This window comes from Pseudomonas sp. ASL3 (genome assembly GCF_056680425.1).
Genome location: NZ_CM155281.1, coordinates 4,855,085 through 4,881,099, shown reverse-complemented (window position 1 = coordinate 4,881,099; position 26,015 = coordinate 4,855,085). Strand labels below are relative to the sequence as shown.

Here is a 26,015-nt window from a genome sequence, read left to right as displayed (position 1 = left end):
CTGGTTCACAAGGGGGTGCCGTGAAAGCCTGCGGCCAGGGTTTCGATGGCGTCGATATTGTCGATGCCCGGCGTGGCGGCCACGTACGGGATAACGATGAAGCGCTTGTTGCGGATCGCAGAGACCGATTGCAGCGCCGGGTTGTCCAGCAGGAAGCGCTCCTTCTGCGCGGCGGTCACTTCGCCGTAATCGACGATCACGATGACCTCAGGATTGCGTTCCACCACGCTTTCCCAATTGACCCGCGTCCAGCTGGCATCGATGTCGTCCAGAATATTGCGCCCGCCCGCCGCACTGATCAGCGCCTGCGGCATTGCCAGTCGGCCTGAGGTCATGGCCCGGTCTTCGCCGCTGTCATAGAGAAACACCCGTGGTCGATCCGCAGGCAGGCTGGCCTTGATCTTCGCCACCCGCTGCTGCATCTGGGCGATCAACTGATTGGTGCGATGCTGCACGTCGAAGATTTTCCCCAGCGTGCGCAGGTCGGTGTACATGTCTTCAAGGCTCGCCGCCGGACGCTTCATCACAAAGGCGCAGGACTCGGTCAGTTCATAGACCTTGATTCCCAGCGGTGCGAGGGTCTGCGGGGTGAGGTCGCCACCCACCCGCATGCCGTAATCCCAGCCGGCGAAGAAGAAGTCGACGTTGGCGTTGAGTAGGGTTTCCACTGACGGGTATTTGCTCGCCAGCTCCGGCAGGCCGTCGAGGATTTTCGCCATCTGTGGCGTGACCGATTTCCAGCCGCTGATGCCGCTGTAACCGACCATGCTCGATTTCAATCCCAGGGCCAGCAGCATCTGGGTCATGTTGATGTCATGGCTGACGGCATGTTGCGGCGCCTTGTCGAAGGTCACTTCGCGGTTGCAGCTCTGGATAGTCAGCGGGTAATGCGTGGCGTCGGCCAGGGCTTGGGTTGCGCCCGACAGCAGGCCGAAGGCAAGGCTGATGCGCAGGATGAAAAAGGACGTCATGGGTGAGTGATCCAGGTAATTCGTGGGTAGCCGGAGAGCGGGTGAGTGTCGACCAACGCATCGACGCCGAACACCTCGCGCAGCAACTCGACAGTCAGCACTTCGGCAGGCGTGCCGCTGGTGACGATACGGCCATGGTCGATGACGTACAGCCGGTCACAAAAAGCGGCGGCGAGGTTGAGGTCATGAATGCTGGCCAGCGTGCCGATGTTCAGGCGCTTGACCAGTTGCAACAATTCGAGCTGATAGCGCGGGTCGAGGTGGTTGGTCGGCTCATCGAGGATCAGCATCTTCGGTTGCTGCGCCAAGGCGCGGGCCAGGATCACCCGCTGCTTCTCGCCGCCGGACAGGGTGGCGAACGCATGATCTTCAAAACCTTGCATGCCCACCGACGTCAGCGCATTGCGGGCGATCTGCCGGTCTTGCAGCGTATCGCCATCGAACATGCCCTTGTGTGGCGTGCGACCCATGACGACCACTTCATCGACGGTCAGGCCGAAGGCGTCGGGAAATTCCTGCAACACCACGGCGATGCGTTGCGCACACCAGCGTGGCGATTGCTGCCAGACATCGACCTCGCCGAGCAACACCTCACCCCCGGCCGGTCGAGCGAAACGGTAGGCACAGCGCAACAGGCTGGTCTTGCCACTGCCGTTGGGCCCGATCAGCCCGACAAACTCCCCCGGCGCCACCCGCAGGCCGACCTCTCGCAGTTGAAACTGGTGATGACAATGGCCGTGGCCGAGGGGGGACCAAGCGAGATTGGAGAGGGTGAGTGAAGTCAATGCGTAAATCCTTTTGTAGGCGATTGCGCAGCAAACACGGTTAGTTGTAGGAGCGCGCTTGCCCGCGATCGCTCCGGGGTCGCGTCCGACCGGAGCAGTCGTAAAATCAGCAAACTCGATTCTGGCATTAGAGTTGAGATCAGCTTTTTGGGACCGCTTCGCGATCCATCGCGGGCAAGCAAGCTCCTACAGTCATCATGAAATCAGCTTGCGGGTTGCGCCTTGACAAAACGCGACAACACCAACCAATCCAACGCCCAAACCACCACCAATGAAATCCCCACCAACGGAAACGCCACACCCAGGCCGATCATGATCACGATGGCGGTTTTCCAGCGTGGCAGGTCGTGGCGCATCGGCGGAACGCCAAGGCTGCCTTGCGGGCGACGTTTCCACCAGATCACCAGCCCGCTCACGGAACTGAGCAGCACCATCAGGCAGACCAAGAGGATGACAAGCTGATTGACCCAGCCAAAGATCTTGCCCTCATGCAGCATCACGCCCATTTCCGTGGCGCGGGAGACGTTGCTGTAATCCTTCCAGCGCACGTCGGCCAGCACTTTACCGGTGTATTGATCGACGTGCAGGGTGGCGTCGTTGCGTGGGTCGTCGGCGAACACGGAAATGGTGAACACGCCGTCGGCGGTAGTCGGGGCGGTGATGCTATAGCCCGGCTCAACGTGCTGCTCGGTGGCAATCTTTACCACTTGTTGCAGCGACAGCGTCGGTGCTGCCGGCGCGATCATGCCGCCACCGTGGGCCATGTGTTCGGCATGATCGCCAGACTGCGGCATCGGCGTGTTTTCCAGCGCCCAAGGTACGGTCTGGCGCGTGGGGCTATTGAGTTCGCCAGCCTGTTTGTCGGACTTGGGCACCTCGTTCCACAGCGCTGCCGGGAAAGTGTTCCAGACATCGGCGAATTGCTTGCCCCAGACGCCGGTCCAGGTCATGCCGCTGAGCAGCATCATCAGTAGGAACAGTGCGCCCCAGAAGCCGGTCACTGCATGCAGATCCCGCCACAGCACGCGGCCTTTACTGTTTAACCGCGGCCACAGCACCCCCGCCGACGACTTGCCGCGCGGCCACCACAGGTACAGGCCAGAAACCACCAGCACGATTCCCCAGCCAGCAGCCAGTTCCACCAGCCGATCACCGACTGTGCCGAGCAGCAATTTGCCATGCAGGGCGCGGACGGTGGCTTGCAGGTTGTTTTTGCCATCCTGAGTGCCAAGCATCTCGCCGCGATACGGGTCGATAAACACATTCAGCTCGCGGCCGTCCTGCTGCACCACGAACTCCGCGCTGCCTTGGGCATTCAACGGCGGCAGGTACTTGCTGATCGTCGCGTGTGGAAACGCCGCGTGCACCCGCTGTTGTTGGGTGTCGGCGCTGAGCGGATGCGGGCCCTGCTCTACGTACAACAGGTCGCTGTACATCAGGTTGTCCAGCTGGGGTTTGAACAGGTAAATCATCCCGGTCAGTGACAGCAGGATCATGAACGGCGTAACGAACAGACCGGCATAGAAATGCCAGCGCCATGCGAGGTTGTAGAAGGAAACTTTGGTTGGCGTCATGTGCAGCGCTCCCGGCGCAAAGACAAGCACAGGTTCAACCTGTGCGGCCGCCCTCAGGGTGCCGACAGGGGTGAGCTGACGCGTTGCGGGCGCGCGCGGCTCAATTCAATGTGGACCCGAGCGGATCAGCCTCAATAGCTGGGCATGGATTCGGTGTTCTCATCCGGCGCTTGTTTCCGCACCAGAACGTCTACGGTCACATCACCGGATTTTTCGAAGTGCAACGTCAGCGGAAAGCGTTGGCCGTTGGTCAACTTCGATTTGTCCTTAAGCTCCAGCAGCATGACGTGATAGCCCATCGGTTCGAACTTCGCCTCGCCACCGGCAGGGATATCGACGCTCTGAACCTGCTGCATCTTCATCAAGCCATCTTGCATCAGATGTTCATGCAGCTCGGCCTTGCCGGCCACGGGGGAGTCGACGCTGAGCAGGCGATCAGGGTTTTTGCCGTTGTTATGCACAACGAAATAGGCGGCGACGGTTGGCGCGTTGGGCGGCAACTCCATGGACCACGGATGAATGATGCGCAGTTCGCCGACGCTGTATTCAGAGGTGTCGGCATTGGCAAAGCAGGCAGGCAGCAGCAGGGCGGCCAGAACGAGGATCTTCTTGATCATGGTAGTTCTCCAGCAGGATCGATTCCGATGCGCCGGACCTTATGGTCCATGGCGCTTTTTCAAAGGCTCGGATCAGACCAGCGGAGAAGCCCGCGGATTGAGGCTCGGCCATTGCTGGCGCGGGGACAGTGGAGCAGGGGAATGAATCTCACGCGTCAGGCGCGTTTCAGTCTGGATCGCGAACCACTTGGCAAAACCGGCAGGGATCGTCACCAGCGGTGCCGAGCCGGAACAGCACCAGCAGTGCTGCATGGCCGAGTGGTCATCGTGTTGCGGAGCGCTTTGATCGGTCTTGCCCAGAGAGATCGCCACCAGCTTGCTGCCGCTGGCGGTACAAAAACTGCCCCACAACAACTGCTCACTGACGGTCTTGGGTGCTGCCCCGGAAAGCGGCATGGCAAGCATGTTGAACAGCACTGCAAAGCAGGCGATCCAGGCAAATGCCAGCCGATGTCGGGACATGGGTGATTTCCATTTCAGTAGGCGATCAATGGCGCTATTTAGCCTGAAGCGCCGATATAAGTAAAAAAACCGGGTGTGGTGAGATGCCGCGGATTCTAATTTTGATCAAAAATCCCCAGAGCCCGATAAATAGTATTCGGACAAGTCCGCTCCCACAGAGGCTGTGGTCAACCCATAAATTTGCGTCAGGCCGAGATCAACTAATGTGGGAGCGAACTTGTTCGCGAAGACGTAGGCACTGCAACACCGGATCTATGCCCGAGGAACGACCTTCATGCGGTTTTGATGTCAGAAGCACGTGCGATGTCATCAAGTGCTGCACGAATCAATGCTCCATCACCAGAGTCCTTCTCTAGACAAGCCCTCAGATAAGCTGCCATGTCTTCTGAAGTCTTCAGATATTCGGCGGCGTCGAAGTGGGTGAATTGTTCGCTCACGGTTGAGTCCTCACTTGGAGCTTTCGATGACCGCTTCGCAGCGGGACGCGTAGTTGCAAGCCTGCTCCCACGGGGAGTGCGATCTATGTGGGAGCAGGCTTGCCTGCGAAAGCTGTTTCTCATGCCGACAGAAAACCAGACTGATCCAACGCTTCCAGCAATTGACCAACCCGCACAAACTCCCGATCCACCTCCGGCAACACTGGCCTGCGCAGTATCAAAACAGGCACCCCCCGCTCCCGCGCCACTTCCAGTTTCGGTTCTGTCGCGCTGCTGCCGCTGTTTTTGCTGATCAGTACATCGATCGCCCGGCGTTCGAACAGGGCGCGTTCGTCGTCCAGCAGAAAGGGCCCACGCGCACCAATCACTTCGCAGCGCTCGTTGCCGGGGTAGTCATCAAGTGCGCGCAGGGTCCAAAACTGGTGGGCGGGGATTTCATTCAGGTGCTGCAACGGCTCGCGACCGAGGGTGAACAGCGGCCGCTTGAACGGCTCAAGTGCGGTGATCAGTTCGCCCCAGTCGCTGACTTCGCGCCAGTCATCGTCGGGCTGTGCGATCCAGGCCGGGCGCCGCAGTGCCCAGCAGGGAATGTCGCTGAGTTGGGCGGCGATCACCGCGTTTTGGCTGATCTGCGCCGCGTAGGGGTGCGTCGCATCCAGCAGTAGGTCGATGCCTTCATCGCGAATGAACTGCGCCAGACCTTCGGCCCCGCCGTAACCACCGACCCGCACCTGACAGGCCAGGTCAGTCGGCACCCGACCCACGCCGGCCAGGCTGTAGATATGTTGCGGCCCCAGTCGACGGGCGATGGCCAGGGCTTCCGTCACACCGCCGAGCAATAACAGACGCTTCATTCGCGTACTCCTGCCTGGCCGACAATGCCGCCCTGGCGGTCGATGGCGAACACTTCCACTGCAACCTGCGCCGGGACCACGCTGCGGGCAAACACCTGCGCATGGCGGCACACCTCATCACCCAGCGCGATACCGGCTGCGCTGGCCATCGCCAATGCCTGCTGGCTGGTGTTGGCCTCGCGGATCGCCTGTTGCAGCGCCGAATCGGCGCCGAGGGTTGCGGCCCAGTCGGCCAGTTGTGGCAGGTCGATGCTGGAATGGCGGCTGTGTAAGTCCATATGCCCGGCCGCCAGTTTGCTGATTTTGCCGAAGCCGCCGCAGAGGCTCAGCTTGTCTACCGGCACTTTGCGCAGGTGTTTGAGCACCGCGCCAACGAAGTCGCCCATTTCGATCAGGGCAATTTCCGGCAGGTTGTAGACCCGACGCATGGTGTCTTCGCTGGCGTTGCCAGTGCAGGCGGCGATGTGCAGATAACCGTTGGTTTTGGCAACGTCGATGCCTTGATGGATCGATGCGATGTAGGCCGCGCAGGAAAACGGTCGAACGATGCCGCTGGTGCCCAGGATCGATAGCCCGCCGAGAATGCCCAGCCGTGGGTTCATGGTTTTCAACGCCAACGCTTCGCCCCCTTCGACGCACAGGGTGACTTCGAAACCACCGGCGTAGCTCGTATCATCCGCCAATTGCTGTAAGTGTTCGGTGATCATCTTGCGCGGCACCGGATTGATCGCCGGCTCGCCCACACCCAACACCAGACCGGGTCGGGTGACGGTGCCCACACCCGGCCCGGCCACGAACCGCACGCCGACCTCATCGATGAGTCGCACTCGGGAGTACACCAGCGCACCGTGGGTGACATCCGGGTCGTCGCCAGCATCCTTGATCGTGCCAGCCTCTGCGCCGAGGGCAAAGAAGCGGCAGAATTCCAGACGCATCGGTACGAGCTTGCCCTTGGGCAGCACGATCTCCACGGCGTCACTCACCTCGCCGTCGAGCAGCAGGCGGGCCGCCGCCAGGCAGGTGGCTGTCGCGCAACTGCCGGTGGTGTAACCGCTGCGCAGCGGCGCGGGTTGTTCGGCGGTTTCGGCGCGCATCAGGGTTTGATCGCTTCAAGCAGGGTGATAGGCAGCGCCTGGCGCCAGGTGTCGAACTCGCCCAAGGGCTTGGTCTGGGCAATATGGATGCGGGTCAGTTCGCCGCCATGCTGTTCGCGCCACGCAATCAGCGTGGCTTCGCTTTGCAGGGTGACGGCGTTAGCCACCAGCCGTCCGCCAGGGCGCAGCTGTTGCCAGCAGGTGTCGAGCACGCCGGGGCGAGTGACGCCACCGCCGATGAAAATCGCATCGGGCGTTTCCAGATCTTGCAGCGCTTGGGGGGCGCGGCCGCGAATCAGTTGCAGGCCCGGTACGCCCAGCGCGTCGCGGTTGTGTTCGATCAGTAACTGGCGACCCTCATCGGCTTCGATTGCCAGGGCGCGGCAGCTAGGGTGCGCGCGCATCCACTCGATGCCGATGGAGCCGCAGCCCGCGCCGACGTCCCACAACAACTCACCGGGTGCCGGGGCAAGGCGGGCGAGGGTGATGGCGCGCACATCGCGCTTGGTCAGTTGCCCGTCATGTTCAAAAGCGCTGTCCGGCAGCCCGGCAAGCAGGGACAGGCGTGGCGCATGGGCGTCGGCGCGGCATTCGATGGCGACCAGATTCAACGCAGCGATCTGTGGATCGGCCCACTCACTGGCGATGCCTTCGACCCGGCGCTCGGCGTCGCCGCCCAGATGCTCCAGCACCGTCATCCGGCTCGGCCCGAAACCACGCTCGCGCAACAGTTCGGCGATGGCCGCGGGGCTGCTGCCGTCGTTGCTCAACACCAACAGACGCAAACCGTTATAAATCTGCGCGTTCAGCGCCGCCAGCGGCCGAGCGACCACCGATAAGGTGACCACGTCCTGCAACGGCCAGCCCAGGCGCGCGGCGGCCAATGAATAGGACGAGGGGGCGGGCAGCACCAGCATCTCATCGGCGAGGACCTGCCGCGCAAGACTGGCGCCCACCCCAAACAACATGGGATCGCCGCTGGCCAGCACGCAAACCTGGGTGCCGCGCTGCTCAAGGACCGGATTCAGGGAAAACGGGCTGGGCCAGACGTTGCGCTCGGCACGAATGCAGGCTGGCAGTAGATCGAGCTGACGCTGGCCGCCAAACACTTGTCCGGCTTGCAGCAGCGCACGGCGAGCCGTCTTGCCCAAGCCTTTGAAGCCGTCTTCACCGATTCCCACGACTGTCAGCCACGGCGACATGCACTTTCCTCAACCAACTAATAAGACTTCCGACAGACCGGCTTTTCATGCCTGCGGACAAAGCAGGCATAATACCGCGCCCAAGGGGCCTAAGCGCCTTTTGAAATTTTTCTCGGGTGACCCATTGAACGAGCCGACCTCTGCTCGCACGTCCTCAACACCTTTACGCCCCTCGGCTTGTCCGGGGTTGTTGCGTATCGTCCCGGCATTGGACGGCGGCATCTGCCGAATCAAGCTGGCCGGCGGGTCGATCACAGCGATGCAGGCGGGCGCAGTGGCCGATGGGGCAGAACGTTATGCCACGGGGGTGATCGAGGCCACCAACCGCGCCAATCTACAGATTCGCGGGATCGGCGCTGAGCGGGATGGCTTGATCGAAGTCCTGTTGGGCGCAGGTCTGGGCCCAAACAATGTGGCAGGCGACGACGTACGTAATCTGATGCTCAGCCCGACGGCGGGCATTGACCCGCAAAGGCTGTTCGACACCCGTCCGTTGGCTGAGCAGATTCTCGACACCCTGCAAAATCACCCGCGTTTCCATGACCTGTCACCCAAGTTCGCCCTGTCGCTGGACGGCGGCGAAGCGCTGGTGATGCGCGAACATCCTCATGATCTGTGGTTGTCGGCTTTGGTTGTCGACGGCGAGACTCTGTTGGCGTTTGGCCTGGCGGGTTGTCCTGCCGACGATGCGCCGCTGGCTGCCGTGCCGCTGAGTCATGCTCATGAACTGGTGGTGGCGGTGCTGGAAGCGTTCCTTGATCTGGCGCGACCTGAGCAGACACGGATGCGCCATCTGTTGGCTGAAATGTCGACCGAGGCGTTTCTTCAGGTGGTGTCACAGCGCATGACCGTCAAACTGTGCAGCCCCATTCGCAGGCAAGCCTGCTCCCACAGGGGATCGCATTCCTCTGTAGAGACTTGCTCTCACAGCAGATTGCATTCCTCTGTGGGAGCAGGCTTGCCTGCGAAGACGGCCTGTCAGACCCACGGGCATTTGGGCATTTATCCACAGGACGTGGCCAGTCTGGTAGCCGTCGGCGCCGCAGTCCCATTGGGGCGTCTCGATTCGTCGATGCTGCGAGCGGTCGCGCAGTTGGCGAGCGAATGGGGCGATGGAACCTTGCGCCTGACGCCCTGGCAAAGCCTGTTGCTGCCCAACGTTCCCGCTGAACACGCCTCCACCGTGTTGACGGGCCTGCACGCGGCAGGACTGATCTGCACCGCTGAACAACCGCTGGGCCAACTGATCGCCTGCACCGGCTCGGCCGGCTGCGGCAAAGGCCTGGCTGATACCAAAGCAGATGCCTTGCTGTTAGCGATCCAGCTAGAACAACACGGCTTGAGCCTGCCGGTGCATCTGTCCGGCTGTTCGCGTTCCTGCGCCGCCGCGCATATTGCCCCGGTGACTTTGCTGGCGGTGTCCGCCGGCCATTACGACCTCTATTTTCGCGACACGCAGCAGCCGGGTTTCGGCGTTCTGCGGGCGCGTGATCTCACTATTGAAGCAGTTGGCGCGCTGTTAGCCACCGACTCACGGAGCAGCACCCATGATTGATTACATTCGCGACGGTCAGGAGATCTATCGCAACTCCTTCTCGATCATTCGCGCCGAGGCCCGGCTCGATCAGATCCCTGCCGACCTGGAAAAACTCGCGGTGCGGGTGATCCACGCCTGCGGCATGGTCGAAGTCATCGAAGACCTGCGTTTTTCCCCCGGTGCCGGTACGGCCGGGCGCAACGCACTGGCAGCTGGTGCGCCGATCCTTTGCGATGCGCGCATGGTGTCCGAAGGTGTGACCCGCACACGCCTGCCTGCCAACAACCAGGTGATCTGCACCCTCAAGGACGAAAATGTTCCTGAACTGGCCCGCGAGTTGGGCAACACCCGTTCCGCCGCTGCGCTGGAACTGTGGCGTCCGCATCTGGAAGGCAGCGTCGTGGTGATTGGCAATGCGCCGACCGCGCTGTTCTACCTGCTGGAAATGCTCGACGCCGGTGCACCGAAGCCGGCGTTGATCCTCGGCTTCCCGGTCGGCTTCGTCGGCGCGGCAGAGTCCAAGGCCATGCTTGCCGCCGACAGCCGCGGCGTGCCGTTCGTGATCATGCAGGGCCGTCGCGGCGGTAGCGCCATGGCGGCGGCTGCGGTCAACGCCCTGGCGACGGAGATCGAATGATGCAGCAACCCGGTCGTTTGATTGGCCTGGGCGTCGGCCCCGGCGATCCTGAGCTGATTACCGTCAAAGCCCTGCGCCTGTTGCGTGAGTCGCCAGTGGTCGCCTACTTCGTCGCCAAGGGTAAAAAGGGCAACGCGTTTGGCATCATCGAAGCCCACCTGCAAGACGCGCAGACACTGTTGCCGCTGGTGTACCCGGTCACCACCGAGGCCCTGCCGGCGCCGTTGTCCTACGAGCAAGTGATCAGCGATTTCTACGACGACGCCAGCGAGGCATTGGCCGCGCACCTGGATGCCGGCCGCGACGTGGCGGTGATCTGCGAAGGGGATCCGTTCTTCTACGGCTCTTATATGTACCTGCACGACCGCCTCGCCGAGCGTTATGAAGCTGAAGTGGTGCCTGGCGTCTGCTCGATGCTCGGCGGCGCTTCGGTACTGGGCGCGCCGTTGGTCTACCGCAATCAAAGCCTGTCGGTGCTCTCCGGCGTGCTGCCCCATGATGAGCTCAAGCGGCGTCTGGCCGATGCCGATGCCGCGGTGATCATGAAGTTGGGGCGCAACTTCCCCAAAGTCCGGCAAGTGTTGGAGGAGCTGGGCATGGCCGAACGTGCCTTGTATGTCGAGCGCGCCACCATGGCCAATCAGAAAATCGTGGCGCTGGATCAGGTCGAGCCGATGTCGTCGCCGTACTTCTCGCTAATCATCGTTCCGGGCGAAAGGTGGCAGGGCTGATGAGCATGCAGACACCCGCCATCGTCATCCTGGGCAACGGCAGCCTCGCTACCGCGCGACGCATTCAGCAGCTGTACCCGGATGCATTGATCCATGGGCTGGCCGCACGGGTTGAAGGCGCCGACCTGACCTATACCGAGTTCGGCGCCACGCTGCGCCGGCTCTATCAGCAGGACACGCCGATCATTGCCCTGTGCGCAGCCGGCATCGTGATTCGTACCCTGGCGCCACTGCTACTGGAAAAAGGCGTCGAGCCTCCGGTGCTGGCTGTTGCCGAAGATGGCAGCGCCGTCGTGCCGTTGCTGGGAGGGTTGGGCGGGGTCAATGTCATGGCCCGTGAGATTGCGACGGGTCTGGGTGTAGCGCCGGCGATCACCACCAGTGGCGAGTTACGCTTCGGCACCTGCCTGCTCAATCCGCCAAGCGGCTATGCGTTGGGCGATCTTGAGTTGGGCAAGCGCTTTGTTTCCGATTTGCTGTCCGGGCAACGCGTGCGTATCGAAGGCGAAGCACCGTGGTTGGCGCAGGCGCAATTGTCTGAGGATGAGCACGCGCAGTTGGCAATCCATATCAGCTGTGCCGAGCGGGAGCCGGCGGCCAATGAACTGCTGATCTATCCACGCAGCGTGTTGGTGGCGGTCAGTGCTTCGGTGCCCGAGCTGGCGTCCAGTGTTCGCGCAGTCTTGCATGATGCGGGTATCGCGCTGCAATCGCTGGCGTGCTTGTTGGCGGCCGACGTCGAGATGGCTAATGCGCCACTGCATGCCGCCGCTGCTGAATTGAACGTGCCGCTGCGCTTCATGGCAGCGCAAGGAACGGTTAGCCAGCTCGCGCAACACGCGGTGCCGCAATTACTGCCACCGATCAGTGCTGGCGACGGCATCGCCATTGCGGTCGCCACCCAGCCATTGGATGTGCAGCGGATCGGTCGAGGCCGCGGACGATTGGTGGTCATCGGGCTCGGCCCCGGTGCTGCGGAACTGATGGTACCAGCGGTCAAGGCTGAGCTGGCGCGGGCCAATGACATCTTGGGTTACGAAACCTACGTGCGCATGGCCGGGCCGTTTCGCGCGGATCAGGTGCAGCATTGCACCGACAATCGCGAAGAAATGCAGCGCGCCCGGCACGCCTTCGAACTGGCGGCTCAAGGGCGTTCGGTGGTGGTGGTGTCGTCGGGTGATCCGGGCGTGTTCGCCATGGCCTCGGCGGTGCTTGAAGCTTTGCACGAATCGACCAACGCCGACTGGCACGCGGTTGAGTTGGAAATCCTGCCGGGGGTGTCGGCATCGCTGGCAACCGCCGCACAAGCGGGTGCGCCGCTGGGGCATGACTTCTGCGTCATGTCCCTCTCGGACAACCTCAAACCGTGGGACGTGATCGAAAAACGCCTCGACCTCGCGGCTCAAGCCGACCTGGCGCTGGCGTTCTACAACCCGATCTCCCGCTCGCGCCCTTGGCAACTGGGACGCGCCCTGGAAATCGTTCGCCAGCATCGCACACCGGAAACACCGGTGACCTTGGGTCGCGACATCGGTCGGCCGGGTCAGACGCTGCGGATTATCACCTTGGGCGACCTGACGCCGGAGCAAGTGGACATGCGCACCATGGTCCTGATCGGCTCATCCACCACCTGCGTCTTTCCGCGCGCCGATGGCGGGAGCTGGGTTTATACACCGAGGTGGTATGGGGAAAAGCCGGGGGCTTGAGTCCCCGTTGCGCCGTTCGCAGGCAAGCCTGCTCCCACAGAGATGCGCGATCTTCTGTGGGAGCTTGCTTGCGAAGGCGGCCGTTCAATCAACTTATCTTTCCAATGTTCAAGTTGTAAGAAAAGTCACCTTGTCGGGTGAGTAATGAGCCATTTGTCGCGAATCAACGCCTGTGATTCATCACGGAAGTATTACCCGGCTAATTATCAGTCAGTCCATTTTATGGGCGGCTAGTCGCGCAGCACCCCGTATTTACCTGTTATGGCGATAAAGAGGTCGCGCGCAGAGTTTGGTTGTATTAAAGAGAAAGTGGACTGTTCACTGTAGGAATAACGTCAAGGGGCAGGGTGGAGGGATTTGCCGCACTCGGCTAGTTTAAACGACTTCCCGGATGGGTTGTTTCACTATAAAAGGAGTTTCAAATGAATGATACGCACGAAGTTAATAGGGCTGTCGAAAACCGAATCGCAGAAATCGCTGCGTTGGAACTGCCTGATGCTGCCGATATGTCGGGTACTTTCAACGGGCGAGCACTCAGTCGCTCGCGTCGGTCCTTGACTATCGATCCGAAGAATCAAAGCGCTGCTGTCGTAGGCAGTGGCGTTCTTTCTTTTGTTGCGGGTATGTCGAAGCAAAACAAGGAAGATATCAAAAACTCTTATTTGATTTCGAGTCTCGCGGCCAACAAAAAATTTGATCCAAACAACGAAGGCGCCCGCTGGTTTGAAACGTTCACCCGCGCGATGGAGTCGTGTGGCTGGTTGGTCATTGGCCGGAGTTACGGAAACTACCGTGCCGTCGAACAGCGCTTCACCATGGAGCAGGTCGGCCTGAAAATCCTCGGTTCGGCCATCGCCGCTGCCACCGTTCCAGGGCCAACGGCTTTATTGATCGCCAAAGTCGCCAAAGATGCGATCGAGGCGCTTCAAAGCAATGACCGACCGCTGAGACTGTTCGAGCGCAATGCTCGCACCCATGTAGGCGGCAGCTTCAGCGTCGCGTCGTGTGCGGAGGCGGAAGACGGTGACGTGATCATGGCCATGGGTGCTGTTGCGTTCGATTCGAACATAAGCGTGACTGATGTTCTGTTCTGGGAGTGGAACAATGCCAGCGTCGGTATTACCCGTGGTGAGGCGTCCCTGACGCTCAATGAGGGGGTTTACGCTGAAGTCAGGGCGCTTGTCATGAGTCGCCTGGGCCAGAATGCGCGAGATGCCATCGCCGCCTTCGATATTTGATGGGGCCGGGAACTGCAGAGGGCTGCGGTTCCCGTTTCCAGTTCTGATTTTTTTCGGAGAGACAATGATGGGCGACGGAACGCGGAGTACTTACCTGAATGCCGGGAGCCTGATGTGTTTTAACGGTAGCCTGGAAAAATCATTCGAGGACGATGTGTTGGTTTCTGTTCTTTATAGTCAACTTGCGGCTTCCAAGAAGTATTCGCTCTTTACCGAGTTCGAGGAGTGGCGTGACACCTATCTTCGCGCAATGACTGCCTTTGGTTGGATATTTACTCAGCGCGAAGCCCTGAGCGATGCACCTGCGCCTTCGGGAACTTTCGATGTCGTGTCGTTGATCAAGCGCGAGCTCGAGCATCGTGTATCTGGCGAATTTCATGATCAAGTTAAACTCGCCGCGAATGGTTTTTCGATGGCGGTGAAGCGTATTTCCAGTCATGTAATGGCCACAGGAGGGGCTCATGATGCGGCGCCGTTATTCGCTGTAACACTGCATGTCAGTTTTGTGCAGGCCGACCCCGTGATGACCTCACTATTGGTTTATTTCAAAACAAGGCAGCCGGTCGGTGATCATCCGCTCGCCCAGTCGTATGCCATGGATCACATCGTCGGCAATATCGAGCTTCTTCATTTTTCAGCGGAATTGCTCGATATGCACTACGCATTGTTCAGAGAGAAGCTGATTGCCGCGCTGGGCGACAAAAGGCAAACACTCATAACGCGCATTGCGGAGCCAGCGTGATGAATAGCGGAAAACGTGGCTCAGTCATGGCGGGCAGCAATCTGGTTTTATTTGCGCCCGGAATATCACGGCAGGAAAAGGAAGACATTCTGGATGTTCTGTTGTATGCCGACTTTTTCGCCAGTCAGGCCTACAGGCGCCACGAGCATTGGCAAAGCTGGATGGATTACTACCGGAGCCGAATGGTCAAGTACGGGTGCACGTTGAAAAGCCTGATTACGAAGCAACCCATGGTGATGTCGGACAGCAACGAGCTGGACCGCGCCACCTTTGCTATCGTCGGTTCGGAGGGTTCTAGCCGGCTTGCTGATCTTGTTCAGTCATCGTTCCGGGCATTGAGAGTCAACCAATACGCCCGGGTGTTCTTTGAAAACGGCAGGGGTGCAGGAAACCTGGGGAGTTTCCAGGTTGTTCCGTGTGAAAAAACCCCAGCCGGTGAAGTATTGATCCTGCTCTGCGGGCTGCACATCAGCGCCAATACCGCGATCGACATCTTTGGACTCAACGAGCGCGTCAAGCGCGACATGGTGCTGCGTCTGGTCGGCGGGACTTACGCATTCAAGCCTGATGTTTACTCACCGCACAGGGAGATGATTCGTTCCAAATTGATCTCCAACGCGTTCAGGGCCATTCAAGACCTGGATATTTGAAGCTACGGAACCAGATACCCCTTCACCCCGGTAAAGATAATCTGCGCCGCCAGCGCGCACACGAACAACCCCATCAAGCGGCTGACGATCTGCAGGCCCTGGTCGCCGAGGATGCGCTCGATGCGATTGGACAGGTACAGCACCACGCCGACGGTCAGGCTGGCGATGGCAATGGCGAGGATGGCGGTGAGTTTGTCGTCCCAGTGCGGCTGGCTGACACCCATGACCAACAGGGCGCCGATGGTGCCGGGGCCGACAGTCAGGGGAATGGTCAGCGGCACGATGGTCACGTCCTGCTGAACGTTGTCGGTCTGGATCGCGGATTTACCTTGTGCCATCCCCAGCGCCGAGATGAACAGCACGCTGCCCGCACCAATGCGGAAGGCGTCGGCGGTGATACCAAACACGTCGAAGATCACCCGTCCGAACAGGTACAGCAGAACGCTGGAAATCAGCGTCGCCAGTGCGACTTTCCACGCCAGGCGACGACGCTCCTTGCTGGAGTAACCACGGGTCAGGCTGATAAAGCACGACAGTACGAAGAATGGGCTGTAGAGCACCAACATCTTCAAGTAAACGCTGAACAACACGTGGAGCATGGTTTGAGCTCGCGCGGCAGGGGAAGGACGAGAGGAAGTCTATCAGGCGGCGCACGTCGCCTTGCGGTGGAATATCAGTTTCGTGCATTGGGGGGATGATCAGGCTGAACAGCGATCAGCGCGCCGAACCATCAGATAGTTCAGGTATGGACCTGGCGTTGCTCGCGCTTGACGACCCAATGCTCGATCAGCTCACGCAGTTGCGACAGTTCCACGGGCTTGGCCATGTGACCGTCCATGCCCGCCTGACGCGCGCGCTCTTTGTGTTCTGTCAGAATATGCGCGGTCAGCGCGACCACCGGCGTGCGATCCCGCTGGTTGCCGACTTCCCAGGCGCGCAACTGTTGGGTCGCGGAAAAGCCATCGAGGATCGGCATTTCACAGTCCATCAGCACCAGATCGTAGCGCTGGGCTTTCATCGCGCGCAGCGCTTCTTCGCCATTGCTGGCGGTATCGGGGTGCAGGTTGAGTTTGCCGAGCATGCCGCGAATCACTTTGGTCGAGATGCTGTTGTCTTCGGCGACGAGGATGCGGAAGTCACTCGGGACGCTGACCGGGTTGCTGGCGTGTGGTGCCGAGAACGCTGTGACGCCTTTGCTTCGTTGATTGAGCTCGTCGGCCAAGGTGGTCTTGAGGGTGTAGCCGGCTACCGGTTTGGCCAGGATGCGTTTGATCCCGGCGTTGCGCGCGATGATCTTGCTCGGTGCGTTGCTGATGCCGGTGAGCATGATCAGCAGAATATCGTGGTTCAGGCTCGGGTCTTCCTTGATCTTGGCCGCCAGTTGCATGCCGGTCATCCCGGGCATGTTCTGGTCGAGCAGGACCACGTCGAAATAATCACGCAAATGCGCTTTGGTTCGCAGCAGCGCCAGTGCTTCCTTGCCAGATGGTACGGCACTGACATTCAAACCCCAGGCACTGCATTGCTGCACCAGTACTTTGCGGCAGGTGTCGTTGTCGTCCACGACCAACACCCGGGCGCCTTTGAGCGGGCTGTCGAGGTCGGTGGTGGGTTGTTCCAGTCGATCCGGGTCCAGCGGCAAGGTGAGCCAGAGCGTGCTGCCCTGATTGCTGCCGCTCTGAATGCCGAACTCACCGTGCATCAGCATGATCAGTTGGCGGGCGATCACCAGCCCGAGACTGCCGCCCAGTTTGGTGGTGGCGAGGAAGTTCTTGCTGTGCAGTTCGGCATGCAGCAGGGCGTCGCGTTCTTTGGCCGCCAACGGCTCGCCGCTGTCTTGAACGGCAATACGCAGGCGTGGTTTACCGCTGCGCGAGTCCAGTGCGACCACCAGCAGGATTTCGCCTTCGTCGGTTTTCTTCAGGGCGTTTTCCAGCAGGCTGAGCAAGGTTTGGCGCAGACGTGTCGGGTCACCGCTGATCACGCGGGGGACTTGAGGCTGGATGAAGCTGATCAGTTCGACGTTCTGTTGTTCGGCTTTGGCCCGGAAGATATTCAGGCAATCCTCGATCAGGGCATTGAGATCGAACTGCACATCGTCGAGTTCTATTTGCCCGGACTCAAGCTTGGTGATGTCGAGAATCTCGTTGATCAGGGTCAGCAGCTCATTGCCCGCGCTATGAATGGTTTGCACGTAATCACGCTGCTTGACTGAAAGCGGTGTGCCCAGCAGCAGTTCGGTCATGCCCAGCACGCCATTCATGGGGGTGCGGATTTCGTGGCTGAGTTTGGCCAGGAACTCGGCCTTGGCATTGATTTCGGCGGTGCTGGCCGCCAGGTCGCGACTGGCACTGAATTGGTCTTCAGTGATGCTGCGATGGCGTTCGCTGAGGGCAATGCTCATCAGCAACCCGGCGACGCAGAACACACCCAGCAGCGTGATGATCAACCATTGCGGGGCGATCAGGGTCAGGCCCAGCAAGGCCGGCAGAATCACCAGGCAACCCAGGTTGAAGACCACCATCGCAATCACAAACAGCCGGGCAGGGCTGTAGCCCTTGTGCCAGTGATACGAGGCGACAAACAGAATGCTCAGGCTGGCCAGCGCCACCAGCCCGTAGGTGATGAGGTTCAGCGGCAGGGTATCGACGAACACCACCAGCATGCCGCTCAGCGCGATGACCAGCATGTCGCCCAACAGCAATCTGTTCAACGCACTGGAGCGCCTGGGCGCGAAAAAGCGGTAAGCGAACATCAGGCCGCTCAGGGCCGCCAGGATCAGTGCCAGGTACGCGCTGGGGGTCTGCGCCACATGCCAGTTGGACAGCCATGGCGCCAGAAGATTGAGCAGCAGCAGCGCGCTCAAGGTCAGCATCGTCTCGCAGGCCGCCAGCCACAGGCAGCTTTGCGAACGGGTGTGGGTGAAGCGGGTGACGTTTTGCAGGATCAGCATCGCCAGGCAGCCTAAAAACAGGCCAAGCAACAGCGGCTGGCGTTCATCCGCGGCACTGGAGATCGCCGATTGCAGGGTGATATTGGGGCGCAATTTCTGTTCGGAAACCAAACGCAGGTAAACGTCTAGCGCGGCATTGCTTTGTGGCAGCGGCAGAAGGAAGTCGGTGGAGGGCAGTAAATGGTTATCGCGGGGAATGTTATTGCCGGTTCGCGAATGGTTGATCAGCTTGTCGCCGTCAAGCACGTACATGTCCAGGTTGGCCAGGTCCGGTGCGAAGATACGCAGCAACTGTTCATGCTCACCCGGGAGCAGCCGATAGTGCAGCCAGACGGCGCTGTTGCGGTCGCTCGCGCTGACTTGATCGAGTTCGATAGGGCTGAATTGATTGAGGTAGCGCGCCGAGCGCACATCGCTCAATTGCAGGTTTGCCTGATCATCGAGCAACGTTGACCAGCCACCGCTTTGCTCGGCGTAGGCCGGAAGCATGCAGAGCAGGGTCAGCAGACTGACAGTGAAACCTATGGCAATCCTGAGCCAGCGCACGGCGAAATCCCTTCGTAGGTGAATGCCATATAACTATGCGCGGGGCTGGAATAAACAGGCAAGCACCGGCTGACGGGCGCTTGCCTGGTTGGCCGTCTAGCCTTATTCCAGATCTTCACCACGCTCGCGGGCAATGGCACGGTAGCCAATGTCCTTGCGATAGAAACAACCTTCCCAATCAATTTCAGCGGCCAGTTTGTAGGCCTGTTCCTGTGCACTGCCTACGCTTTCGCCTAGTGCTGTAGCACACAGAACACGACCGCCGGACGTTACTACTTGACCATCCTGCAACGCTGTACCGGCATGGAACACCTTGCCAGTCAGTCCTGCTGCGGCATCCAGACCCTTGATCACAGCGCCTTTGGCGTAATCGCCAGGGTAACCGCCAGCGGCCAGCACCACACCCAGACTCGGGCGTGGATCCCATTGCGCTTCAACCTTGTCCAGCGCTTGCGCCAACGCGGCTTCGATCAGTAATACCATGCTCGATTGCAGACGCAGCATCACCGGTTGGGTTTCCGGATCGCCGAAGCGGCAGTTGAACTCGATGACCTTGGGGTTACCCGCCTTGTCGATCATCAGACCAGCATAGAGGAAACCGGTGTAAACGTTGCCTTCCTCGGCCATGCCACGGACAGTCGGCCATATGACCAGGTCCATGACGCGCTGATGGACTTCGGCGGTGACCACCGGGGCCGGGGAGTACGCGCCCATACCACCGGTATTCGGGCCGCTGTCGCCGTCGCCGACCCGCTTATGATCCTGGCTGGTGGCCATTGGCAATACATTCTTGCCGTCAACCATGACAATAAAGCTGGCCTCTTCGCCATCGAGGAACTCTTCGATCACTACCCGCGAACCTGCCTCGCCAAACGCGTTGCCAGCGAGCATGTCGCGCACGGCATCTTCGGCTTCAGCCAGGGTCATGGCGACGATCACGCCTTTACCCGCCGCGAGGCCATCGGCCTTGATCACGATCGGCGCACCGGTTTTTTGCAGGTAGGCCAGCGCTGGCTCGATCTCGGTGAAATTCTGGTAATCAGCCGTCGGGATCTTGTGGCGGGCCAGGAAGTCTTTGGTAAAGGCTTTCGAACCTTCCAACTGAGCTGCGCCAGCCGTCGGGCCGAAGCAATCCAGACCACGGGAACGGAACAGATCGACCACGCCGGCGACCAGCGGCACTTCCGGGCCAACGATGGTCAGGGACACGTTCTTTTGCGCAAAATCTGCAAGCTGCTCAAGGGCGAGCACGTCGATAGCGACGTTTTCGCACTTGGCTTCAATCGCGGTGCCAGCGTTGCCCGGTGCCACGAAGACTTTCACGACGCGCGGGTCCTGTGCGACTTTCCACGCCAGGGCGTGTTCACGGCCACCGCTGCCAATGATCAAAACATTCATTTCAAAACCTCGATGACGCTGAATTCTTTATGGGGCATACGCCGCAGATTCCGGGCGGTATATCTGTTCCTGTAGGAGCGCGCTTGCCCGCGATAAGGTCGGAACGACCTTCCAGCAAACGTGTAGTCACCATCTTTGCGAGCGCTTCGCACTCGATCGCGGGCAAGCGCGCTCCTACAGAGTTACGTGTGGTCAGTGACGGAAATGGCGCATCCCGGTGAATACCATCGCGATACCGGCTTCATCAGCGGCTGCGATCACTTCGTTGTCGCGCATCGAGCCGCCTGGCTGGATCACCGCAGTGATGCCGACCTTGGCTGCGTTGTCGATGCCATCACGGAACGGGAAGAATGCATCTGATGCCATGACCGCGCCTTGCACTTGCAGGCCGGCGTGTTCAGCCTTGATCGCGGCGATGCGCGCGGAGTTGACGCGGCTCATCTGGCCGGCGCCGACACCGATAGTCTGACGGTTTTTGGCGTAGACGATGGCGTTGGACTTCACATATTTGGCCACTTTCCAGGCGAAAATCAGGTCATGGATTTCCTGTTCGGTCGGCGCGCGCTTGGTCACGACTTTCAGGTCGTCGCTGCTGATCATTCCGATATCGCGGCTCTGCACCAGCAACCCACCGTTGACGCGTTTGAAGTCCCAGGCCGGCGTGCGCTCGGCAGCCCATTGGCCGCTGGTCAGCAGGCGGACGTTAGCCTTGGTGGCAACAATGGCCTGAGCTTCAGCGCTGACGCTCGGTGCGATGATCACTTCGACGAACTGACGCTCGACGATGGCCTTGGCCGTTTCAGCGTCCAGCTCGCGGTTGAAGGCGATGATGCCGCCGAAAGCCGATTCGCTGTCAGTGGCGTAGGCCAGTTCGTAAGCCTGACGGATGCCGCCTTCGTCGTCCGGGCTGACTGCCACGCCGCACGGGTTGGCGTGCTTGACGATGACGCAGGCAGGTTTGACGAAGCTTTTCACGCATTCCAGCGCGGCATCGGTATCGGCCACGTTGTTGAAGGACAGCTCTTTGCCCTGCAACTGGGTCGCGGTGGCGATGCCCACCTCGGCAGGTTTGGCTTCCACGTAGAACGCCGCGCTCTGGTGCGGGTTCTCGCCGTAGCGCATTTCCTGAGCCTTGATGAACTGGCTGTTGAAGGTGCGCGGGAAGGCGCTACGGCCTTCGGTGCTGAGGGTTTCAGCGCTCTGGTCGACGCTGCCCAGGTAGTTGGCGATCATGCCGTCGTAGGCGGCGGTGTGTTCGAATGCCTTGAGCATCAGGTCGAAACGCTGGGCGTACGTCAGGCCACCGGCCTTGAGGCTTTCCAGCACCTGGCTGTAGTCGCCGGCGTTGACCACGATGGCCACGTCTTTGTGGTTCTTGGCTGCCGAGCGAACCATGGTCGGGCCGCCGATATCGATGTTCTCGATGGCGGTCGGCAGGTCGCAGCCGGGTTTTGAGATCGTTGCTTCGAAGGGGTAGAGGTTGACCGCAACCAGATCGATCGGCTTGATCCCGTGCTCGCTCATGATGGCGTCGTCGATGCCACGACGGCCGAGGATGCCGCCATGGATTTTCGGGTGCAGGGTCTTGACCCGGCCATCCATCATTTCTGCGAAGCCGGTGTAGTCAGCGACTTCTACCGCAGCAATGCCATTGTCCTGAAGCAGCTTGAAGGTGCCACCGGTGGAGAGAATCTCGACGCCCAGGGCGGTCAGCTCACGGGCGAATTCGAGGATCCCGGTCTTGTCGGAAACGCTGATCAAGGCGCGGCGGATCGGCAGGCGGGTAGTCTGGTCGGTCATCTCTATTTCCATCTAAAGCAAAGGAGTCAGCAAAAAAAGGCGACCGCATGAGGTGGGTCGCCTTTTCTGTTTTAAATGCTTACAGCAGATCGTACTGCTTGAGTTTCTTGCGCAAGGTGCCGCGATTAAGGCCCAGCAATTCGGACGCTTTGGTCTGGTTACCCTTGACGTAGTTCATCACGCATTCGAGCAACGGCGCCTCGACTTCCGACAGCACGAGGTTGTACACATCCGTGACGGCAGCGCCTTCCAGGTGGGCGAAATAATTGTGCAGCGCCTTCTCGACACTACCGCGCAGGGTTTGACCCTCTTCGCTCGGCGTGTTGAGGTGCTGTTTCAAATTGACGTTGTCGCTCACGGGTGTTGTTCCACTCACTAAAGTCTCGGTCATCATCGTCATGCGGCCACCTCCTCTGCGACCCCTTTTTGAGGGCTCTTGTAACGTTCGCTGAAGAAATCACGAACGTTGGCGCACTGTGCTTCCGTATCTTCCAAACGATTGAAGTGGGCGCGAAACTCCCTGGCGCCCGGCAGGGTAGCGAGATACCAGCCGACATGCTTGCGCGCAATACGCACGCCAAGCACATCGCCGTAGAAGGTGTGCAACGCCGCCAGATGCTCAAGCAGGATGCGTTCCACTTCACTCAACTGCAGGGCCGGCAATGTCTCGCCGGTGCGCAGGTAGTGTTCTATCTCGCGAAAAATCCAGGGTCGCCCTTGGGCGGCCCGGCCAATCAATAATCCATCTGCACCGGTCGCCTGCAGCACGTACCGGGCTTTTGCCGGTGAATCGATATCGCCATTGGCGAAGACCGGGATCGACACCGCCTGCTTGATTTCAGCGATGGTGTCGTATTCGGCTTCGCCGGTGTACAGGTCGGCACGGGTTCGGCCGTGCACCGCCAGCGCCACTATTCCGGCCTGCTCGGCGATTTTCGCCACCGTGAGACCATTTTTGTTCGCCCGGTCCCAGCCGGTACGAATCTTCAAGGTGACCGGCACATCGACTGCGGCCACCACGGCCTGCAGGATCTCGCTCACCAGCTGTTCGTCTTTCAGTAGTGCGGAGCCGGCGGCCTTGTTGCAGACCTTTTTTGCCGGACAGCCCATGTTGATATCGATGATCTGTGCGCCCAGTTCGACATTGGCGCGTGCTGCGTCCGCGAGCATCTGCGGGTCACCACCGGCGATCTGTACCGAGCGGGGCTCGGGATCACCTTCGTGGATCATGCGCAGACGCGATTTGCGGCTGTTCCACAGGCTCATGTCACTGGTGACCATTTCCGAGACGACCAGACCTGCGCCGAGTTGACGGCAGAGCTGGCGAAAAGGCTGGTCGGTGACCCCGGCCATCGGGGCAAGAATCAAGCCGTTTTGCAATGTGTAGGGGCCGATGCGTACCGCCGACATAGGTGTGCCTGTTGTGGGGCCGGATCAACGCAGGCTCGCCGAAAAGTGCTTTTTGCAACTTTTCAACCCGAACCCAGAGTGTGAAAAAGGGTTGGCATGATACCCGCTCTCGATGACTGGATAAAGGCTGAATTGGATAAAATCTGAACAGTTATTTTCTTATCGCGGACGGTTTGGTTTTCTGTCATGACGTCATAAAAGCGTCGTCAATCCCGGAGCGGTGACCGGGTCAGGTTCACGCTTTAGTCTATTGGTCATTCTTTTGCGAGAGCGCTTGCTGGAGAGCTGCTGGCAGGCTCTGGCGCGGGCTCTGGCGCTTATTCGGGTGAACGGAAGCTCAGGCTGTAATTCACGGCTTTGGTCCCTGGATCGAGGATGTCCAGGGCGATATGGATCGGCGTTTGTGGTGGCATTTCAACCTTGCCGGCCATTTCACCGCTCAGATATTCGCTGGGCTTGAACCGACGACTGGCAATCAGTTGACCGTTGGGATCGGCAAAACGCAGCTCCAGCAGCGGAAATGGCTGAGAAAAGCGCGCACGGTTGTAGATGATCGCATCGACCACCAGCGCACCCTTGAAGTCAGGATGGCTGCGCACCACCAGATTGCTGCTTTTGAGCAGGCTGATATCGACTTTGGACGGCACTTTGCAGCCGATCTCCGGGCAGAACAGCTGGAACCATGGGCGGTATTGGTCCTGGCGTGCCAGCTCGTCGAAGTGATACCAGACGTACTGGCCAGCCAGTGCTGCGATCGCGAGCAGAATCAGCAGTCCCCAGCCAAAACGACGGCCCCAGCGAGGTTTGGGTTTCTGCCAGTCAAGTTGCAGCGCGTCGTCGGTGAGGTCGAGCATGGGTTTTTCTCGCAGCACTTGATCATGCAGGCCGGGCTCGCTGCGACTGCGTTTGAGTCGTGGCTCAAGGCGCTCTTGCGGCTGTTCAAGGTGTTCATGCTCGTCGTCATCGATGGCTGACAAGCGTTCGGCATGCTCTTGGTATGAAGAGTTTTTGTGTGCGGGGTCTTTGTGTACCGAGTTTTTGTGAGCGGGGTTGCCGGGGCTTTCGCTCAGGCGCGGTGCAGGCGTGTCGGACTCGTCGTCCAGTGCTGTGGTGTCGAACGACAGCGAGGGCTCGGTGCGGCTTGGGCGTGTGGTCGGCTCGGGCTGTTTTTTCGCCTCAGGCGCAGCGTCAGGTTTTGGTTCCGCATCGGCAAGTTCATGGACGTCGTCATTGAGCAGGCTGTCGACCCACTGCTCGCTGTCGGTCTCGGTGCTGTCGCGGCGGGCGCTTAGTGCGGATTCGCCGTTTCTGGAAGGGCCTTCGCGCCCGAACTCTTCAGGCAGCTGGATTTCCCGCTGCTCAAGTTTGGCCAGTTCCTCGTCCAGATCCAGGTTGTCCAGGTCGAGGCTGCCGAAGTCAAGCGTGCTGGCCTTCCGTTCCTTGTGCGGTTCGACCGGTTGTTCAACAGGCGGGGCGGGCGGCGGAATGGGGGGAGAAATGGGCGTTTCTTCGGTCGGCTTGCCGGAGCGTTGTTCGAGCAGTTGTTTTGCCGCATTGAAGACCTGCAGGCAAGCGCCGCACCGGACTACGCCACGGGCCACGCTCAATTGCGCATGGCTGACGCGGAAACTGGTCTGGCAGTGCGGGCACTGGGTAACGAAACTGTCGGTCATGCGGCTATCCGGTTCAGGCAGGCGCTCATTCTAGTCCACGATGTGAAGCAACGGTTAACGGCGGCGGCCTGTAATGCGTACCCAGCCATCACGGTCAGCGATTGGGTCCAGGTCAAACGTATCGGCGTAGGCAGCAGCCACTTCTTCGCCTTGTTCGGCAAGAATACCTGACAACGCCAGACGCCCGCCGGATTTGACCAGGCTTGCAAGCGTTGGTGCCAGGGATACCAGCGGGCCAGCCAGAATATTGGCAACCAGCACGTCGGTTTGTACCTGAGGCAGTTCTTCCGGCAAATACAGGGTGAACAGCTCGGGAGCAATGTTGTTGCGGCCTGCGTTGTCACGCGAAGCATCCAGCGCCTGGAAGTCGATATCGGTGCCGACGGCTTGTTTGGCGCCCAGCAACAATGCGGCAATCGCCAGAATCCCAGAGCCGCAGCCGAAGTCCAGCACAGTGCAGTCTTTCAAGTCCTGACCGTCGAGCCATTCCAGGCACAGGGCGGTGGTCGGGTGCGTGCCGGTGCCGAACGCCAGGCCTGGATCGAGCAGCAGATTGACTGCGTCCGGCTCCGGTGCGGCATGCCAGCTCGGCACGATCCACAGGCGCTGACCGAAACGCATCGGCTGGAAGTTATCCATCCAGCTGCGCTCCCAGTCCTGATCTTCGATGACTTCGCTCATGTGTTCCGGCAATTCTGCGCCGGTCAGCAATTGCAGGTGGGCCAGTACATGAGAGGCATCGGTATCGGCTTCGAACAGCGCCAGCAAGTGGGTGTGCGACCACAGCGGCGTGGTGTTGAGTTCCGGTTCGAAAATCGGCTGGTCTTCGGCATCCATAAACGTTACCGAGACCGCGCCGACTTCAAGAAGAGCGTCTTCGTAGGTTTCGGCTTGTTCTGGGCTGATGGCGAGACGGACTTGCAGCCAAGGCATGGCGGGCACCTTTGAAAAATGACGGTGTGCAGCGCGCAGCTGCGAGAAGCGCGCAAGTTTACTTG

General features: G+C 60.1%; 23 protein-coding genes and 1 pseudogene. 7 read left to right on the top strand and 17 right to left on the bottom strand.

Going from position 1 to position 26,015, the window contains the following annotated elements; genetic code table 11:
• Positions 1-5: 5 nt before the first annotated feature.
• From AC1MEE_RS22555 to cbiE, 9 genes and pseudogenes are all read right to left on the bottom strand, one after another.
• A complete protein-coding gene (locus AC1MEE_RS22555; protein WP_480411749.1) occupies positions 6-971 on the bottom strand; it encodes an ABC transporter substrate-binding protein in 966 nt (321 codons plus the stop codon).
• Positions 968-1,756, bottom strand: coding sequence for an ABC transporter ATP-binding protein (locus tag AC1MEE_RS22550; RefSeq protein WP_480411748.1), 789 nt, complete (start codon positions 1,754-1,756; stop codon positions 968-970). Before AC1MEE_RS22550 ends, AC1MEE_RS22555 begins: the two co-directional genes overlap by 4 nt.
• Before the next feature lie 203 nt (positions 1,757-1,959).
• Positions 1,960-3,330 carry a PepSY-associated TM helix domain-containing protein gene (locus AC1MEE_RS22545; protein WP_480411747.1) on the bottom strand — a complete coding sequence of 457 codons (1,371 nt, stop codon included), beginning with the start codon at positions 3,328-3,330 and terminating at the stop codon, positions 1,960-1,962.
• A 131-nt stretch (positions 3,331-3,461) separates the two neighbouring features.
• The gene (locus AC1MEE_RS22540; protein WP_480411746.1) at positions 3,462-3,947 is read right to left on the bottom strand and encodes a copper chaperone PCu(A)C; all 486 of its coding nucleotides are present in this window, start codon (positions 3,945-3,947) and stop codon (positions 3,462-3,464) included.
• A gap of 72 nt (positions 3,948-4,019) precedes the next feature.
• Entirely contained in the window at positions 4,020-4,409 is a 390-nt protein-coding gene (locus tag AC1MEE_RS22535; protein WP_480411745.1) for a DUF2946 domain-containing protein, read from the bottom strand.
• 293 nt (positions 4,410-4,702) lie between these two features.
• A pseudogene (locus tag AC1MEE_RS22530) lies at positions 4,703-4,846 on the bottom strand (helix-turn-helix domain-containing transcriptional regulator); the annotation flags it as partial.
• Positions 4,847-4,965: 119 nt separating this feature from the next.
• Positions 4,966-5,700: a cobalt-precorrin-6A reductase gene (locus AC1MEE_RS22525; RefSeq protein ID WP_480411744.1), complete on the bottom strand. Its 735-nt coding sequence runs from the start codon at positions 5,698-5,700 to the stop codon at positions 4,966-4,968.
• Positions 5,697-6,794 (bottom strand): cobalt-precorrin-5B (C(1))-methyltransferase, encoded by a 1,098-nt coding sequence (locus tag AC1MEE_RS22520; RefSeq protein ID WP_480411743.1) that lies wholly within the window; start codon positions 6,792-6,794, stop codon positions 5,697-5,699. The genes AC1MEE_RS22525 and AC1MEE_RS22520 overlap by 4 nt, the downstream gene beginning before the upstream one ends.
• Positions 6,794-7,996, bottom strand: coding sequence for a precorrin-6y C5,15-methyltransferase (decarboxylating) subunit CbiE (gene cbiE, locus AC1MEE_RS22515; protein WP_480411742.1), 1,203 nt, complete (start codon positions 7,994-7,996; stop codon positions 6,794-6,796). The genes AC1MEE_RS22520 and cbiE overlap by 1 nt, the downstream gene beginning before the upstream one ends.
• A gap of 124 nt (positions 7,997-8,120) precedes the next feature.
• Between cbiE and cobG the strand changes: the two genes are divergently transcribed.
• From cobG to AC1MEE_RS22480, 7 genes are all read left to right on the top strand, one after another.
• Entirely contained in the window at positions 8,121-9,551 is a 1,431-nt protein-coding gene (cobG, locus tag AC1MEE_RS22510) for a precorrin-3B synthase (protein WP_480411741.1), read from the top strand.
• The gene (locus tag AC1MEE_RS22505; protein ID WP_480411740.1) at positions 9,544-10,170 is read left to right on the top strand and encodes a precorrin-8X methylmutase; all 627 of its coding nucleotides are present in this window, start codon (positions 9,544-9,546) and stop codon (positions 10,168-10,170) included. The genes cobG and AC1MEE_RS22505 overlap by 8 nt, the downstream gene beginning before the upstream one ends.
• Positions 10,170-10,901, top strand: coding sequence for a precorrin-2 C(20)-methyltransferase (locus tag AC1MEE_RS22500; protein WP_480416304.1), 732 nt, complete (start codon positions 10,170-10,172; stop codon positions 10,899-10,901). The genes AC1MEE_RS22505 and AC1MEE_RS22500 overlap by 1 nt, the downstream gene beginning before the upstream one ends.
• Positions 10,901-12,607 (top strand): precorrin-3B C(17)-methyltransferase, encoded by a 1,707-nt coding sequence (gene cobJ / locus AC1MEE_RS22495; protein WP_480411739.1) that lies wholly within the window; start codon positions 10,901-10,903, stop codon positions 12,605-12,607. The genes AC1MEE_RS22500 and cobJ overlap by 1 nt, the downstream gene beginning before the upstream one ends.
• Positions 12,608-13,029: 422 nt before the next feature.
• The gene (locus AC1MEE_RS22490) at positions 13,030-13,845 is read left to right on the top strand and encodes a hypothetical protein (RefSeq protein WP_480411738.1); all 816 of its coding nucleotides are present in this window, start codon (positions 13,030-13,032) and stop codon (positions 13,843-13,845) included.
• Positions 13,846-13,909: 64 nt separating this feature from the next.
• A complete protein-coding gene (locus tag AC1MEE_RS22485) occupies positions 13,910-14,587 on the top strand; it encodes a hypothetical protein (protein ID WP_480411737.1) in 678 nt (225 codons plus the stop codon).
• A 26-nt stretch (positions 14,588-14,613) separates the two neighbouring features.
• A complete protein-coding gene (locus AC1MEE_RS22480; RefSeq protein WP_480411736.1) occupies positions 14,614-15,237 on the top strand; it encodes a hypothetical protein in 624 nt (207 codons plus the stop codon).
• Between the two features lie 2 nt (positions 15,238-15,239).
• On the opposite strand, the gene AC1MEE_RS22475 is transcribed toward AC1MEE_RS22480, so the two are convergent.
• The 8 genes from AC1MEE_RS22475 to prmA all read right to left on the bottom strand — a co-directional run bounded on the left by AC1MEE_RS22475 (position 15,240) and on the right by prmA (position 25,950).
• The gene (locus AC1MEE_RS22475; RefSeq protein ID WP_480411735.1) at positions 15,240-15,836 is read right to left on the bottom strand and encodes a MarC family protein; all 597 of its coding nucleotides are present in this window, start codon (positions 15,834-15,836) and stop codon (positions 15,240-15,242) included.
• A 140-nt stretch (positions 15,837-15,976) separates the two neighbouring features.
• Positions 15,977-18,736, bottom strand: coding sequence for a hybrid sensor histidine kinase/response regulator (locus AC1MEE_RS22470; RefSeq protein WP_480411734.1), 2,760 nt, complete (start codon positions 18,734-18,736; stop codon positions 15,977-15,979).
• Positions 18,737-18,838: 102 nt separating this feature from the next.
• Entirely contained in the window at positions 18,839-20,134 is a 1,296-nt protein-coding gene (purD, locus tag AC1MEE_RS22465) for a phosphoribosylamine--glycine ligase (protein ID WP_480411733.1), read from the bottom strand.
• A gap of 192 nt (positions 20,135-20,326) precedes the next feature.
• Positions 20,327-21,934: a bifunctional phosphoribosylaminoimidazolecarboxamide formyltransferase/IMP cyclohydrolase gene (purH, locus tag AC1MEE_RS22460; RefSeq protein ID WP_480411732.1), complete on the bottom strand. Its 1,608-nt coding sequence runs from the start codon at positions 21,932-21,934 to the stop codon at positions 20,327-20,329.
• Between the two features lie 79 nt (positions 21,935-22,013).
• A complete protein-coding gene (gene fis, locus AC1MEE_RS22455) occupies positions 22,014-22,334 on the bottom strand; it encodes a DNA-binding transcriptional regulator Fis (protein WP_007907419.1) in 321 nt (106 codons plus the stop codon).
• Positions 22,331-23,344, bottom strand: a complete 1,014-nt coding sequence (gene dusB, locus AC1MEE_RS22450) for a tRNA dihydrouridine synthase DusB (protein WP_480411731.1) — start codon at positions 23,342-23,344, stop codon at positions 22,331-22,333. The genes fis and dusB overlap by 4 nt, the downstream gene beginning before the upstream one ends.
• A gap of 317 nt (positions 23,345-23,661) precedes the next feature.
• On the bottom strand, positions 23,662-25,017 hold the full coding sequence (locus AC1MEE_RS22445; protein WP_480411730.1) for a DUF3426 domain-containing protein: 1,356 nt from the start codon (positions 25,015-25,017) through the stop codon (positions 23,662-23,664).
• Between the two features lie 54 nt (positions 25,018-25,071).
• Complete coding sequence (gene prmA, locus AC1MEE_RS22440) at positions 25,072-25,950, bottom strand: 50S ribosomal protein L11 methyltransferase (protein WP_480411729.1); 879 nt, start codon at positions 25,948-25,950, stop codon at positions 25,072-25,074.
• Between the last annotated feature and the right edge of the window lie 65 nt (positions 25,951-26,015).

What these genes read in the sequence shown, in the direction of transcription:
- AC1MEE_RS22555 (WP_480411749.1), bottom strand. Translation starts at nt 971, where the DNA reads ATGACGTCCTTTTTCATCCTGCGCATCAGCCTTGCCTTCGGCCTGCTG.
- AC1MEE_RS22545 (WP_480411747.1), bottom strand. Translation starts at nt 3,330, where the DNA reads ATGACGCCAACCAAAGTTTCCTTCTACAACCTCGCATGGCGCTGGCAT.
- AC1MEE_RS22540 (WP_480411746.1), bottom strand. Translation starts at nt 3,947, where the DNA reads ATGATCAAGAAGATCCTCGTTCTGGCCGCCCTGCTGCTGCCTGCCTGC.
- AC1MEE_RS22535 (WP_480411745.1), bottom strand. Translation starts at nt 4,409, where the DNA reads ATGTCCCGACATCGGCTGGCATTTGCCTGGATCGCCTGCTTTGCAGTG.
- AC1MEE_RS22525 (WP_480411744.1), bottom strand. Translation starts at nt 5,700, where the DNA reads ATGAAGCGTCTGTTATTGCTCGGCGGTGTGACGGAAGCCCTGGCCATC.
- AC1MEE_RS22520 (WP_480411743.1), bottom strand. Translation starts at nt 6,794, where the DNA reads ATGCGCGCCGAAACCGCCGAACAACCCGCGCCGCTGCGCAGCGGTTAC.
- cbiE (WP_480411742.1), bottom strand. Translation starts at nt 7,996, where the DNA reads ATGTCGCCGTGGCTGACAGTCGTGGGAATCGGTGAAGACGGCTTCAAA.
- AC1MEE_RS22505 (WP_480411740.1), top strand. Translation starts at nt 9,544, where the DNA reads ATGATTGATTACATTCGCGACGGTCAGGAGATCTATCGCAACTCCTTC.
- AC1MEE_RS22500 (WP_480416304.1), top strand. Translation starts at nt 10,170, where the DNA reads ATGCAGCAACCCGGTCGTTTGATTGGCCTGGGCGTCGGCCCCGGCGAT.
- cobJ (WP_480411739.1), top strand. Translation starts at nt 10,901, where the DNA reads ATGAGCATGCAGACACCCGCCATCGTCATCCTGGGCAACGGCAGCCTC.
- AC1MEE_RS22490 (WP_480411738.1), top strand. Translation starts at nt 13,030, where the DNA reads ATGAATGATACGCACGAAGTTAATAGGGCTGTCGAAAACCGAATCGCA.
- AC1MEE_RS22485 (WP_480411737.1), top strand. Translation starts at nt 13,910, where the DNA reads ATGATGGGCGACGGAACGCGGAGTACTTACCTGAATGCCGGGAGCCTG.
- AC1MEE_RS22480 (WP_480411736.1), top strand. Translation starts at nt 14,614, where the DNA reads ATGGCGGGCAGCAATCTGGTTTTATTTGCGCCCGGAATATCACGGCAG.
- AC1MEE_RS22475 (WP_480411735.1), bottom strand. Translation starts at nt 15,836, where the DNA reads ATGCTCCACGTGTTGTTCAGCGTTTACTTGAAGATGTTGGTGCTCTAC.
- purD (WP_480411733.1), bottom strand. Translation starts at nt 20,134, where the DNA reads ATGAATGTTTTGATCATTGGCAGCGGTGGCCGTGAACACGCCCTGGCG.
- purH (WP_480411732.1), bottom strand. Translation starts at nt 21,934, where the DNA reads ATGACCGACCAGACTACCCGCCTGCCGATCCGCCGCGCCTTGATCAGC.
- fis (WP_007907419.1), bottom strand. Translation starts at nt 22,334, where the DNA reads ATGACGATGATGACCGAGACTTTAGTGAGTGGAACAACACCCGTGAGC.
- dusB (WP_480411731.1), bottom strand. Translation starts at nt 23,344, where the DNA reads ATGTCGGCGGTACGCATCGGCCCCTACACATTGCAAAACGGCTTGATT.
- AC1MEE_RS22445 (WP_480411730.1), bottom strand. Translation starts at nt 25,017, where the DNA reads ATGACCGACAGTTTCGTTACCCAGTGCCCGCACTGCCAGACCAGTTTC.
- prmA (WP_480411729.1), bottom strand. Translation starts at nt 25,950, where the DNA reads ATGCCTTGGCTGCAAGTCCGTCTCGCCATCAGCCCAGAACAAGCCGAA.